The sequence below is a fragment of the Umezawaea sp. NPDC059074 genome (assembly GCF_042738955.1).
GTDB lineage: Bacteria > Actinomycetota > Actinomycetes > Mycobacteriales > Pseudonocardiaceae > Umezawaea.
On the sequence record NZ_JBHYHC010000084.1, the window covers coordinates 1 to 13,271 of the forward strand.

12 protein-coding genes are annotated in these 13,271 nt (G+C 70.3%); 4 read left to right on the forward strand and 8 right to left on the reverse strand.

From position 1 onward, the window contains the following. The first annotated feature begins 520 nt into the window (after nt 1–520). From ACFWW9_RS30545 to ACFWW9_RS30555, 3 genes are all read left to right on the forward strand, one after another. On the forward strand, nt 521–1,633 hold the full coding sequence (locus ACFWW9_RS30545) for a lycopene cyclase family protein (RefSeq protein ID WP_390385043.1): 1,113 nt from the start codon (nt 521–523) through the stop codon (nt 1,631–1,633). A 73-nt stretch (nt 1,634–1,706) separates the two neighbouring features. Continuing rightward, the gene (locus tag ACFWW9_RS30550; RefSeq protein ID WP_390385045.1) at nt 1,707–3,422 is read left to right on the forward strand and encodes a bifunctional diguanylate cyclase/phosphodiesterase; all 1,716 of its coding nucleotides are present in this window, start codon (nt 1,707–1,709) and stop codon (nt 3,420–3,422) included. A 296-nt stretch (nt 3,423–3,718) separates the two neighbouring features. Continuing rightward, nucleotides 3,719–4,840 carry a glutamate--cysteine ligase gene (locus ACFWW9_RS30555; RefSeq protein ID WP_390385047.1) on the forward strand — a complete coding sequence of 374 codons (1,122 nt, stop codon included), beginning with the start codon at nt 3,719–3,721 and terminating at the stop codon, nt 4,838–4,840. Between the two features lie 52 nt (nt 4,841–4,892). On the opposite strand, the gene ACFWW9_RS30560 is transcribed toward ACFWW9_RS30555, so the two are convergent. The 8 genes from ACFWW9_RS30560 to ACFWW9_RS30595 are packed head-to-tail and all read right to left on the reverse strand — an operon-like array spanning nt 4,893 to nt 11,555. Then, complete coding sequence (locus tag ACFWW9_RS30560) at nt 4,893–5,288, reverse strand: metal-sulfur cluster assembly factor (protein WP_390385050.1); 396 nt, start codon at nt 5,286–5,288, stop codon at nt 4,893–4,895. After that, on the reverse strand, nt 5,285–5,728 hold the full coding sequence (gene sufU, locus ACFWW9_RS30565) for a Fe-S cluster assembly sulfur transfer protein SufU (protein WP_390385130.1): 444 nt from the start codon (nt 5,726–5,728) through the stop codon (nt 5,285–5,287). The genes ACFWW9_RS30560 and sufU overlap by 4 nt, the downstream gene beginning before the upstream one ends. A gap of 2 nt (nt 5,729–5,730) precedes the next feature. Continuing rightward, the gene (locus tag ACFWW9_RS30570; protein WP_390385053.1) at nt 5,731–7,008 is read right to left on the reverse strand and encodes a cysteine desulfurase; all 1,278 of its coding nucleotides are present in this window, start codon (nt 7,006–7,008) and stop codon (nt 5,731–5,733) included. A gap of 51 nt (nt 7,009–7,059) precedes the next feature. After that, nucleotides 7,060–7,824: a Fe-S cluster assembly ATPase SufC gene (gene sufC, locus ACFWW9_RS30575; RefSeq protein ID WP_390385056.1), complete on the reverse strand. Its 765-nt coding sequence runs from the start codon at nt 7,822–7,824 to the stop codon at nt 7,060–7,062. Nucleotides 7,825–7,846: 22 nt separating this feature from the next. Then, entirely contained in the window at nt 7,847–8,155 is a 309-nt protein-coding gene (locus tag ACFWW9_RS30580; RefSeq protein WP_390385059.1) for a non-heme iron oxygenase ferredoxin subunit, read from the reverse strand. 34 nt (nt 8,156–8,189) lie between these two features. Next, complete coding sequence (gene sufD / locus ACFWW9_RS30585; protein ID WP_390385062.1) at nt 8,190–9,371, reverse strand: Fe-S cluster assembly protein SufD; 1,182 nt, start codon at nt 9,369–9,371, stop codon at nt 8,190–8,192. 1 nt (nt 9,372) lies between these two features. Beyond that, complete coding sequence (gene sufB / locus ACFWW9_RS30590) at nt 9,373–10,830, reverse strand: Fe-S cluster assembly protein SufB (RefSeq protein WP_390385064.1); 1,458 nt, start codon at nt 10,828–10,830, stop codon at nt 9,373–9,375. Then, nucleotides 10,827–11,555 carry a helix-turn-helix transcriptional regulator gene (locus ACFWW9_RS30595; RefSeq protein WP_390385067.1) on the reverse strand — a complete coding sequence of 243 codons (729 nt, stop codon included), beginning with the start codon at nt 11,553–11,555 and terminating at the stop codon, nt 10,827–10,829. The genes sufB and ACFWW9_RS30595 overlap by 4 nt, the downstream gene beginning before the upstream one ends. Nucleotides 11,556–11,650: 95 nt before the next feature. On the opposite strand from ACFWW9_RS30595, the gene mptB reads away from it, so the two are divergent. Next, nucleotides 11,651–13,255, forward strand: a complete 1,605-nt coding sequence (gene mptB / locus ACFWW9_RS30600; RefSeq protein ID WP_390385070.1) for a polyprenol phosphomannose-dependent alpha 1,6 mannosyltransferase MptB — start codon at nt 11,651–11,653, stop codon at nt 13,253–13,255. The last annotated feature ends 16 nt before the right edge of the window (nt 13,256–13,271 follow it).

The window sequence follows — 13,271 nt, forward strand, 5'->3', positions numbered from 1 at the left end:
CAGTTTGATCTCAAAGGAAACCCATTGACTGGGTTCATATAAGTTACTGGCTATTCGGCACGCTGTTGAGTTCTCAAAGAACACGCGCACACCATTTCGATTCGCTTTGAGTGCGACCCGATCCGGGGCAGGTATTCGGTGTTTCGTTTGTGTCTGAAGCTTAGCAACTTCGTTTTCGCTTTGTCAAATCGGCCGTTTCGGACCGTTTCGCTCAGCAGGAAACTCGCTTCGCATTCAGTTTGCTATGTTCCAGAAGTTATCCGAACCGCATTTCCCTTGTCAAATCGGCCTCTTCGAGGAATCCGACCCAGCAAGGAACGCTGGTGCTTCATGGAGTTCTGGGGTTTTGCCCCGCTCCGTTCCGTTTCCGGCCCGTTCCGCGCTGGCAGGGAGAAACTTACACCGGTGTGGTTCGGGCTCCAAATCGGGGGTCCCCTTGGCCGCATGCAGGCCGCTGACGTGCGCGATCACCCCCGATCGGGCGCGGCGGAGGACACCCGGCGCGGGTTAACGTCGATCCGTGGACGTGATCGTGCTGGGTGGTGGGCCCGCGGGACGGGCGTTGGCCGGCGCTTGTGCCGAGTCGGGACTGGAGACGACGCTCGTCGATCCCCGTCCGGACAGACCGTGGAACACGACTTACGCCGCGTGGGCCGACGAACTGCCGAAAGGAACGTTGATCGCGGCGCGCGCGCCGATCAGCCGGGCGATCGGCGTCGAGCACCACGTGCTGGACCGCGAATACGTGGTCCTCGACAACGGCGGGTTGCGCGAACTCCACCCGGACGTGCGCGTGGAGACCGGCAAGTCCGTGCGCATGGTCCTCGGGCCGCGCGGGTCCACCGTGCGGCTGGCCGACGGTCGGACGTTGGCCGCGACGCTCGTCGTCGACGCCACGGGCGCGCCGCCGAGCCGTGGCCGGGTGGAGCAGACCGCGGCCGGGGTCGTCGTCCCCAAGGAAGCGGCGACGGCCGTGCTCGGCGACGGCGAGGCGCTCGTCATGGACTGGCGGCAGCCGCCGCACACCGGGGTCGAGTGGCCGACGTTCCTCTACGCCGTCCCCCTGGACGGCGAGCGCGTGCTGCTGGAGGAGACGTCGCTGGCCCGGCGGCCCGGTCTCCCCGCGGCCGAGCTGCGGGCCCGGCTGGAGTCGCGGCTCGCCCACCACGGCATCACGCCGTCGGCGGTGGAGGAGCAGGTGCGGTTCCCGGTGGACCTGAACCGGTCGACGCGGTTGACGTTCGGCGCGGCGGCGGCGCTGGTGCACCCCGCGACCGGGTACAGCGTGGCCACGACGTTGGAGCTGGCGCCGCTGGTGGCCGCGGCCATCGCCGACGCGCTCCCCCGCGGGCCGCGGGCGGCGCGGGCGGCGGCGAAGCAGGTGATCTGGTCGCCCGCCGCGAAGGTGGTGCACACGATGCGCCGACACGGGTTGCGCGCGCTGCTGGCGATGCCGCCGGAGCAGGTGCCGGAGTTCTTCGACCTGTTCTTCGCGCTGCCCGAGGAGCTGCGGCGGTCCTACCTGTCCGACCGCGAGGACGTGGCCGGGGCGACGCGGGCGATGGCGGAGCTGTTCCGCAGCGCGCCGTGGCGGTTGCGCCGGACGCTGGTGCTGGCGCCGCAGGATCGCTGACCGCGGCGGAAGACGGCGTGAACACCTGGTGAACCACCTCGGCAAACGATGATCGACCAGGCACGATCGTGGGGTGCCCGCGTTGCTGGATGACGTTCGCTTCGCCTTCCAGCCGCTGTTCAACCTCCACACCGGGGGTGTCGTCGCGGTCGAAGCGCTGGCCCGACCTCAGGACTGCGGCGTTCAGGACCTGCTGCGCGCGGCGTACCGCGCGGGGCACCTGACCTCCACCGATGTGGCGCTCGCGTGCCGCGCGGTCGGCTCCGCCGCCGGTCCGGACTTCACGCTGCCGCTGCACCTCAACCTGATGGCGCTGACGGTGGCCGACCGGCCCGAGTTCCTCGCCCCGCTGCACGACGCGCTGCGCGAGGTGGGCCGCGACCCGTCGAGCGTGGTGGTCGAGATCGGCACGCCGTACTCCCGTGCGCGGCGCGGGCTGCTGGTGCGCGGGATCGAACGGCTGCGCGAGGCCGGGTTCCGGATCGGCCTCGACGGGGTCGGCGAGGGCGACGTGCCGTTGAGCCTGCTCACGGAGGCGCGGCCGGACGTGCTGAAGCTGGACCGCGAGGTCGTGGCCGGGCTGCCGGACGACCCGTCGCAGGCCGTGCTGGTGCAGGCGCTGCTGCACATCGCCGAGCACACGGGTTCGCAGGTGGTGGCCGAGGGCGTGGAGTCCGAGGCCGAGCTGGCGGCGCTGCGCAGGCTCGGGGTGCGGCTCGCGCAGGGGAACCTGCTGGCCATGGCGTCGCGAAGACCGAAGGTCAACGCCACCATCTCGGCGGTGTTGAGCGAGGCGAACGACCCCGAGGCGGTGACCCGCACCGGCCCGATCCGGCGGGCCACCGGTCCTCGGGTGACGGACTTCCTGCACCCCGCGACCACGCTGCCCGAGGACGCCACGTCCGAGCAGGTGCGCGAGGTGCTCGCGGGCCAGCCGAGCCTGAGCGGCGTGGTGCTGGTGGATCCCGACGGCCGTCCGCGCTGGTCGGTGGACCGCAACCGGTTCCTGCTGTCGGTGACCGGCCCGTACGGGCACGCGCTGCACGCCCGGCGCGACGCCGCGCGGCTGGCGGACCGGCCGCACCTGATCGGCACGGACACGACGGCGGTGGAACTGCTGGACGTGGTCGCGCACGCCGCCCGTGAGCGGACGAACGACGACCTGGTCGTGGTGGACGCCGAGGACCGGTGCCTGGGCGTGGTGCGGGTGGCGGACGTGGTGCGCGGGATCGCCGAGCTGAAGGTGGAGCAGGCGGCGTCGTTGAACCCGCTGACGCGGTTGCCGGGCAGCGAGACGATCGAGCGCGAGGTGGACCGGCGGATCATGTCCGGCGAGTTCTTCGCGGTCGGGTGGCTGGACGTGGACGGGTTCAAGCGGGTCAACGACGGCGTCGGGTTCGCCGCGGGCGACGAGCTGATCCGGACGATCGGCCGGGTGCTGTCGGAGGCGGCGGCGGACTGGCCGTCCGCGCAGGTGGGTCACGTGGGTGGGGACGACTTCCTCGTGGTGGCCGGGTTGGACGAGGTGGTGCCGCTGGCGTCGGCGGTGCTGGACACGGTGTTCGAGGCCGAGGGCATGGCGGTGACGCTGTCGTTCGCGACGCTGGTGTGCGCGGCGGGGTCGGTGCCCTCCTACCGCGAGGTGTCGCGGCTGCTGGCGCCGTTGAAGGCGCGGGCGAAATCGTTGCTGGGCAGCAGTTGGGTGCTGGGCAGGCCGGGCAACGAGCGGGCGGACGTGCTGCGCGGCAGGCCGGTCGGGGACACGGGGTCCCCTCGACCGGCGGCGTGATCAGCGCGCCCGGTGCTCCACCGGGCGAACGCGGGCGCTTGAGCCGGATCGTCGAGTTCGGTGGTACCCGTACTGCGGAGCAGCGGGAACGCGGAGCGGCTGGACCTGGCACGGCGTACCGTCGACAGCGACCTGGGGCGCGCGAAGCCGGGCGTCTCCGGGCGTTCGGAGCCTGCCGCCGTCCCCGGTGTTCGAAACTGACGCCATCCGCGCGCACAGTTCGCCAATACGCCGCATGTGCCTTGGGTTCGTCACTCATAGCATTGATCGGACTACCCTGAGCACCGGGAGCCATCGTGAGCACGACCGAGACCAGCCAACTCCCCCGTCCCCGAACACTCTTCGACAAGGCGCTCACCGTGGGTGTCGAGGAGGAGTTCCTGCTGGTGGACGCGGTGACACGGGCTGTGGCGCCGCTCGCGCCCGCCGTGCTGGGGGCGGAGTCGCCGCACGACCTCCAGGCCGAGCTGACCGACTTCCAGGTGGAGAGCGCCACGCCGGTGTGCCGGACGATGGGCGAGGTGCGCGACTCGCTCGTCGCGACCCGCGCGGCGCTGGGGAGCATGGCGGCGGCGCACGGGACCCGGATCGTCGCCACCGGCACGCCGGTGCTGGGCGTGGTGAAGCCCGTGCCGCTGACCGACGACCCCCGCTACCGGCGCATGGCGGTCGAGTACGGGCGGCTGATCCACGACCTGACGATCTGCGGGTGCCACGTGCACGTGGGCATCCCGGACGACGACGCCGGTGTGCTGATCAGCAACCACCTGCGGCCGTGGCTGCCGGTGCTGCTGGCGTTGAGCGCGAACTCGCCGTTCGTGGACGGGCTGGACACGGGGTACTCGTCGTGGCGGTACCTGTCGTGGAGCCCGTGGCCGTCGGCCGGGGCGCCGCCGTACTTCGCGTCCGCCGAGGAGTACCACCTGGCGCGGCGGGCGATGCTGGACAGCGGGGCGGCGATGGACCCCGCGACGGTCTACTGGGACGTGCGGCTGTCGGCCAACCACCCGACCGTGGAGCTGCGGGTGTGCGACGTGGCCGCGACCGTGGACGAGGCCGTGCTGATCGCCGCCCTGACCCGCGGGATCGCGGCGACGGCCCTGAGTTCACGGGTGCCCGCGCTCGACGTGGCCCCGCACGTGCTGCGGGCGGCGCTGTGGCGGGCGGCCCGCGACGGCGTGGAGGGGACGAACGTGGACCTGCGCGCCGGGACCCTGGTGCGGGCGTCGGCACAGGTGCAGGCACTGGTCACGTGGGTGCGGCCCGCGCTGGAGGCGGCCGGGGACTACGAGCTGGTGACCGACGTGGTGGACCGGATCCTGCTGGACGGGTCCGGCGCGGAACGGCAGCGGCGGGCGTTCCGGCGCAGGGGTGAGCTGGCGGACGTCGTGGACCTGCTGGTGGCGCAGACGGCGTGACACGACGAAGGGCCCGTCTCCGGTGAGGAGGCGGGCCCTTCGCGTGCGAGTCCTAGACGGTGAAGCCGAGGGCGCGGAGCTGGTCGCGGCCGTCGTCGGTGATCTTCTCCGGGCCCCACGGGGGCATCCAGACCCAGTTGATGCGGAAGTCGTCGACCAGGCCGCCGCCGGGGCCGCCGGTGAGGGCCGCGCGGGTCTGGTCCTCGATGACGTCGGTCAGCGGGCAGGCCGCGGAGGTCAGCGTCATGTCGATGATGGCGACGTTGCCCTCCTCCACGCGGAGGTCGTACACGAGGCCGAGGTCGACCACGTTGATGCCCAGCTCGGGGTCCACCACGTCGCGCATGGCTTCCTCGAGGTCGTCGATCGCGGCCACGTCCGCCTTGGGGGACGGCGGCACGGGCAGACCCTCGACGCCGCGGACCACCTCGGTGTCCTGCTCGCTCATGCCTTTGCTCCTTCGCTGCGGGCGACCGCGTCCTTGAAAGCCATCCACCCGAGCAGCGCGCACTTGACGCGCGCCGGGTACTTCGAAACGCCCGCGAAGGCGATGCCGTCCTCCAGGACGTCCTCGTCGGGCTCCAGCTGGCCGCGGCTCTGCATCAGCTCCACGAAGGCGTCGAACTTCTTGAACGCCTCGCCGACGGACTTGCCGATGACCAGGTCCGTCAGCACCGAGGTGGAGGCCTGGCTGATGGAGCAGCCCTGGCCGTCGTAGGACACGTCGGTGACGGTCTCGCCGTCCAGCTTGACGCGCAGCGTCACCTCGTCGCCGCAGGTGGGGTTCACCTGGTGCGACTCGGCGTCGTACGGGTCGCGCAGACCGCGGCCGTGCGGGTTCTTGTAGTGGTCCAGGATGATCTCCTGGTACATCTGCTGAAGCTGCATCGTCATCCCACCCCGAAGAACCGCTGGGCTTCGCGGACGCCGTCCACGAGCGCGGCCACCTCGTCGAGGTCGTTGTAGAGGTAGAAGGAGGCGCGGACGCTGGCCTGCACGCCGAGCTTGCGGTGCAGCGGCCACGCGCAGTGGTGGCCGACGCGGACGGCGATGCCGAGGCTGTCCAGCACCTGACCGGCGTCGTGGGCGTGCACGCCCTCGACGTCGAACGACACCGCGCCGCCTCGGTCCACAGTGGACTTCGGCCCGATGATCCGCACGCCGGGGATCTCGCCCAGGCCCGCCAACGCGGCTTCCGTCAACAGGTGCTCGTGCGCGGCGACCCGGTCCATGCCGACGGCGGTCAGGTAGTCCACGGCCGCGCCGAGCCCGATCGCCTGCGACGTCATGGGAACGCCCGCCTCGAACCGCTGCGGCGGCGGCGCGAACGTCGACCGGTCCATGTGGACCATCTCGATCATCGACCCGCCGGTGAGGAACGGCGGCAGCGCCTCCAGCAGCTCACGCCTGCCGTAGAGCACGCCGATCCCGGACGGGGCCAGCATCTTGTGGCCGCTGAACGCCGCGAAGTCGACGCCCAGCGCGTGGAAGTCGACCTTCGAGTGCGGCACCGACTGGCAGGCGTCCAGCACGGTCAGCGCGCCGACCCTGCGGGCCGCGGCCACCAGTTCCGCCACGGGGTTGATCGTGCCGAGCACGTTCGACTGGTGGGTGAACGCCACGACCTTGGTCCGGGGCGTCACCAGCTCGTCGAGGTTCGACAGGTCGAGCCTGCCCTCGGCCGTCACGTCGATCCAGCGGAGCGTCGCGCCGGTCCGCAGGCAGAGCTGCTGCCACGGCACCAGGTTCGCGTGGTGCTCCATCTCGGTGATCAGGATCTCGTCGCCGGGGCCGAGCAGGAAGCGCTGGGCCTCCGGGCCGGAGATCGCCGCGTTGCCCATGGCGTACGCGACGAGGTTGATGCCCTCGGTGGCGTTCTTGGTGAACACGAGCTCGTCGGGCGAGGCGCCGACGAACTCGGCGATCCGCGCCCGCGCGCTCTCGTACGCGTCCGTCGCCTCTTCGGCGAGCTGGTGCGCGCCGCGGTGCACGGCGGCGTTGGACGTCTCCAGGAAACGCCGTTCCGCGTCGAGCACCTGAGCGGGCCGCTGCGAGGTGGCGCCGGAGTCGAGGTACACCAGCCTTTTGCCCTCGCGGACCGTGCGCGCCAGGATCGGGAAGTCGGCGCGCAACGCAACGACGTCCAGTGGAGTAGCGGTGGTGGTCACTCTCCGACGCCTCCTCTCAGAAAGCCGTAACCGTCAACGACTGCAACAAACTCAGACCTTCGCAGCTTCCCCGGTGTACTTCACGTAACCCTCGTTCTCGAGGACGTCCGCGAGCTCGGGACCGCCGGACTCGACGATGCGGCCGTTCGCGAAGACGTGCACGAAGTCGGGCGAGATGTACTTGAGGATCCGGGTGTAGTGCGTGATCAGCATGACGCCGACCTCGCCGGAGGCCTTGTAGCGGTTGACGCCCTCGGACACGACGCGCAGCGCGTCGACGTCCAGACCGGAGTCGGTCTCGTCCAGGATCGCGATCTTCGGCGCCAGCAACCCGAGCTGGAGGATCTCGTGGCGCTTCTTCTCGCCGCCGGAGAAGCCCTCGTTGACGCTGCGCTCGGCGAAGGCCGGGTCGATGTCCAGTTCGGACATCGCGCCCTTGACCTCCTTGACCCAGTGGCGCAGGTTCGGGGCCTCGCCGCGGACGGCGGTGGCGGCGGTGCGGAGGAAGTTCGACATCGAGACGCCGGGGACCTCGACCGGGTACTGCATCGCGAGGAAGAGACCCGCGCGGGCGCGCTCGTCGACGCTCATCTCGAGCACGTCCTCGCCGTCCAGCGTCACGGAGCCGGAGGTCACCGTGTACTTCGGGTGGCCCGCGACGGCGTAGGACAGGGTGGACTTGCCGGAGCCGTTCGGCCCCATGATGGCGTGCGTCTCGCCCGCCTTGATCGTCAGGTCGACGCCCTTGAGGATCTCCTTGGGCGCTTCGTCGGTGACGACCGAGACGTGCAGGTCCTTGATCTCAAGCGTGGCCATGCTGCTGTTCTCCTGTGGTGGATCAGGTTTGGGGGACGGCGACGTACACGTCGTCGTCGCGTACTTCGACGGAGTAGACGTCGACGGGTTCGGAGGCCGGGGGCGAGGACGGCTCACCGGTGGTGAGGTCGAAGCGGGAACCGTGCAGCCAGCACTCGATCCCCTGCTTCGTCACCTCGCCCTCGCTCAGCGACACCGCCGCGTGCGAGCACAGGTCGTGCAGCGCGTGCACCCGCTCCCCGTCGCGGACGACGACCACGGGAGTCCCGTCGACGTCGACCGCGAACGGCTTGCGGTCGTCCAACTCAGAAAAGGAACACGCTCTGATCATCGTGTGCCTCCGCTGGGAAGAACACGTCGGCACGTCACACGCCGACTGCTTCCAACTCGGCCTCGATCGCCGCCTCCAGGCGCTCGCGCACCTCGGGGACGGTGATCTTCAGCAGGATCTCGTGGAAGAAGCCGCGCACGACCAGGCGACGAGCCTGGTCCTCCGGGATTCCCCTGGCCTGCAAGTAGAACAGCTGCTCGTCGTCGAAGCGGCCCGTGGCGGACGCGTGGCCCGCGCTGACGATCTCGCCGGTCTCGATCTCCAGGTTCGGCACCGAGTCGGCGCGGGCGCCGTCGGTGAGGACCAGGTTCCGGTTCAGCTCGTACGTCTCGGTGCCCTCGGCCGCCGCGCGGATCAGCACGTCGCCGATCCACACGGTGTGCGCGCCCTCGCCCTGCAACGCGCCCTTGTAGACGACGTTGCTGCGGCAGTTGGACACCGCGTGGTCGATGAACGTGCGGTGCTCGAGGTGCTGGCCCTGGTCGGCGAAGTACAGGCCGTTGAGCTCCGCGTCGCCGCCCTTGCCCGTGTACGTCACGGTCGGGGTCAGCCGGACGACGTCGCCGCCCAGCGTGATGGCCGTGTGCCGGAAGGTCGCGTCGCGGCCGAGCGAGGCGTGGTGCGAGGAGACGTGCACCGCGTCGTCGGCCCAGTCCTGGACCGAGATGACGGTGAGGTGCGAGCCGTCGCCGACCACGAACTCGACGTTGTCCGCGTACGCGCCCGAGCCGCGGTGGTCGATCACCACGACGGCCTTGGAGAACAGCTCCGTGCGGATCTGCAGGTGCCCGTAGGCGACCTGCCCGACACCGGCGCCGGTCACGGTGACCAGCGTCGGGTCGGCGATCTCCGCGTTCTTGCCGACGGTGAGCAGCGTGCCGTCGGTGAACGACGACCACGCCTGCGCGGCGATCCGGTCGCTGGGGGTGCCCGCGACACCGAGCCGCGCGTCGCCGCGCTGGACGGTCTCGACGACGACACCCTCGGCGGCCTTGACCTCGACCGCGGCGGAACCCGTCGCGGCGGCGCCGTTGTGCAGGTTGGCGAGCCGCTTCATCGGGGTGAAGCGCCAGATCTCCTCGCGACCGCCGGGCACCTCGAAGGCGTCGACGTCGAACGAGGCGAAGTGGTCCGCCCGCGACGACACCGGGATCGCTGCCCCGGCGCCGTGCGAGTGGTCCTTCAGGCCGTGCTGGGCCTCTGTTGAAACGGCCATGTCAGCCGACGGCCCCTTCCATCTGCAGTTCGATCAGGCGGTTCAGCTCCAGCGCGTACTCCATGGGCAGCTCGCGCGCGATGGGCTCGACGAACCCGCGCACGATCATGGCCATGGCCTCGTCCTCGGTGAGGCCGCGCGACATCAGGTAGAACAACTGCTCGGCGGACACCTTCGAGACCGTGGCCTCGTGGCCCATCTGCACGTCGTCCTCGCGGACGTCGACGTACGGGTAGGTGTCCGAGCGGCTGATGTTGTCGACCAGCAGCGCGTCGCACTTCACCGTGGACTTCGAGTGGTGCGCCCGCTTGTTGATCTGCACCAGGCCGCGGTAGGACGTGCGGCCACCGCCGCGCGCCACCGACTTCGACACGATCGTCGAGGAGGTGTGCGGCGCCATGTGGACCATCTTCGCGCCGGCGTCCTGGTGCTGGCCCTCGCCCGCGAACGCGATCGAGAGGACCTCGCCGTGGGCGTGCTCGCCCATGAGGAAGACCGCCGGGTACTTCATGGTCACCTTGGAGCCGATGTTGCCGTCGATCCACTCCATGGTCGCGCCCTCTTCGGCCTTGGCGCGCTTGGTGACCAGGTTGTAGACGTTGTTCGACCAGTTCTGGATCGTCGTGTAGCGGCAGCGGCCGCCCTTCTTCACGATGATCTCGACCACGGCCGAGTGCAGCGAGTCCGAGGAGTAGATCGGCGCCGTGCAGCCCTCGACGTAGTGCACGTAGGCGCCCTCGTCGACGATGATCAGCGTCCGCTCGAACTGGCCCATGTTCTCGGTGTTGATCCGGAAGTAGGCCTGGAGCGGGATGTCCACCTTGACGCCCTTGGGGACGTAGATGAACGAGCCGCCGGACCACACCGCAGAGTTCAGCGCGGAGAACTTGTTGTCACCCGAGGGGATGACCGACCCGAAGTACTCCTGGAAGAGCTCGGGGTGCTCCTTGAGAGCGGTGTCGGTGTCCTTGAAGATGACGCCCTGCGCCTCCAGGTCCTCGCGGATCTGGTGGTAGACGACCTCGGACTCGTACTGCGCGGCGACACCGGCCACGAGGCGCTGCTTCTCCGCCTCGGGGATGCCCAGCCGGTCGTACGTGTTCTTGATGTCCTCGGGCAGGTCCTCCCACGAGGTGGCCTGCTTCTCGGTCGAGCGCACGAAGTACTTGATCGAGTCGAAGTTGATGCCGGAGAGGTCGGAACCCCACGTCGGCATCGGCTTCTTCTCGAACAGGCGCAGCCCCTTCAGGCGGTGCTCCAGCATCCACTCGGGCTCGCTCTTCTTCGCCGAGATGTCCCTGACGACGTCCTCGTTCAGGCCTCGGCGTGCGCTCGTACCAGCAGCGTCTGAGTCGGACCAGCCGAACTCGTAGTTGCCGATACTCGCCAGGGTCTCTTCCTGGCTGAGCGGCTCAGACTGCACCGTGGTGGGCGTGCGCTGCTCGGCAGCGGCAGTCATGCGGGCTCCCCTCCATCTGGGGTCTTTGCGGTGTTCGGGATGTGCGTGGTGCACACGGCGTCGCCGCGTGCGATCGTCGCCAACCGCTGCACGTGGGAACCGATGAGGTCGGCGAACGTCGCCGTCTCGGTCTCGCACAGCTGAGGGAACTCGGCAGCCACGTGGGCGACCGGGCAGTGGTGCTGGCACAACTGCTCCCCCGCGCCCACGTTGCGCGTCGAGGCAGCGTATCCCTCCCTGCTCAGCGCGCTCGCGAGGGCCTTGGCCCTCTCGACCGGGCTGGGGAGCGACACGATGGCGGCGCGGTGCCGGTCGACCAGTGCGGTCATCCGGCGTTCCGCGAAGGCCCGTACCGCCTCTTCCCCGCCCTGTTCGGCGAGGAACCGCAGAGCGGCCACGGCGAGGTCGTCGTAGGCGTGCCCGAAACGGGCCCGTCCCGACTCGGTCAGCAGGAACAGCTTCGCCGGACGGCCACGACCTCGCTGGCCCGTCCGGGGTGCGTCCCTGCTGGTCGCCTCGCCGTCGGCGACGAGGGCGTCGATGTGCCTGCGCACCGCCGTGGGACTGAGTCCGAGCACCTCGGCGACAGCCGCCGCGGTGACCGGGCCCTGCTCCAGCAGCAGCCTGGCGACGCCCCGCCGGGTCCGCCCGTCGTGCCCGGGGGGCGCGAAGGGTGCTTCGACACCGCCTGTGGAGGCGGGCGAATCGGTACCGGCGTATTTCACAACACCAGTGTTGCTTATTTAGTCGGCAGTCGCAAAGATCCGCCCCCGCCGGGTGACCCGAGTCACCCGTCGAGCCTGGTCGCTACCCTCACGGCGTGGCGGCAGGCGGAGTGGGAACCAGCGACGACGTGACGGCGACCGAACCCGGCCCGCTGGACGCGCCGGAGCGCAGGCAGCTCGACGTCATCCGCCGCTGGGGCACGGTCGGGGCGCTGCTGATGGTCGTCGGCTCGCTCGGCGCGGGCGCGGCGCCGGTCTTCAGCCCGCTGCCCGGCACGCCGGTGCTCGGCCTGTTCGTGCGCATGCCGAGCGTGGCCATGGGCCTGGTGTGGACCGGCGTGTTCATGGTCGTGTCGGCGTGGCTGTGGCTGGGCCGGTTCGTCCGGCCTGGCCGGATCAGGCTCGCCACCCGCAGCCAGCTCGACCGCACGCTGCTCATGTGGACGATGCCGCTGGTGCTCGTGCTGCCGATGTTCAGCCGCGACGTCTACAGCTACCTCGCGCAGAGCGAGATCGCCGCGCGCGGCCAGGACCCGTACGAGCTGGGCCCGGCCACGGCGCTGGGCGTGACGCACCCGTTGACGATGAACGTGCCGAACATCTGGCGCGAGACGCCCGCCCCGTACGGGCCGCTGTTCCTGGCCGTCGGCAGGCTGATCGCGATGGTCACCGGCGACCACGTGCTGCCGGGGGTGTTCCTGCACCGGCTGCTGGCGCTGGTGGGGCTCGCGATGATCGTGTGGGCGCTGCCGCGCCTGGCCCGCCGGTTCGGCGTGCCGCCCGTGGGGGCGCTGTGGCTGGGGGCGTTGAACCCGCTGGTGCTGTTCCACATCGTCATCGGGGTGCACAACGACGGGCTGGCCATCGGGTTGATGCTCGTGGGGCTGGAGTTGGCGCTGCGGAAGATGCCGGTGCTGGAACGGGGGGCGATACCCCCGCCGGTGACGCGCGAAGAGCTGCTGTGGATCACGCTGGGCGCGACCATGATCGTGATGGGCGCGATGGTGAAGATCCCGGCGATGCTGGCGCTGGGGTTCCTCGGGGTGATGGTCGCCCGCAGGCTCGGCGGCCGGTTCGTGGACCTGCTGAAGGTGGCCGGGTTCATGGCCGTCGTCGCCGGGGTGGTCACGGCGCTGGTGTGCGTGGGGACCGGGTACGGGTTCGGCTGGACGTCGACGCTGAACGTGGCGACGACGGTGAAGTCGTGGATGTCGCCGCCCACGGCGCTGGGCTACCTGGCGGGCGGGCTGGGGATCACGCTGTCGCTCGGCAACCACACCGAGGCGACGATCGCGCTGGCCCGGATCCTCGGGCAGGCGGTGTCGGTGGCGATCGTGGGAACGCTGCTGTGGAAGAGCTTCCGCGGCCGGATCAAGGCGGTCAACGGGCTGGGCGCGGGGTTGGGCGCGGTGCTCGTGCTCGGGCCGGTGCTCCAGCCGTGGTACGTGCTGTGGGCGGCGCTGCCGCTGGCCACGGCCGTGGTGGCGAAGCGCTTCCGCGGGTTCGCCATGACCACCAGCGCGTTCATCGCGGTCATCCTGCCGCCGACCGGGTCGGCGTTCGACGGGCGGGCGTACGTGGTGCCGCAGGCGGTGACCGGCGCGGTGATCACGTTCGTGCTGTGCGTGGTCGTGGCGCGCAAGCAGCTCTACCCGTTGATGCGGCGGGACCCGCTGCCCACGAGCAAGGGCTACACCTGAGCGGTCCTCGTCTCCA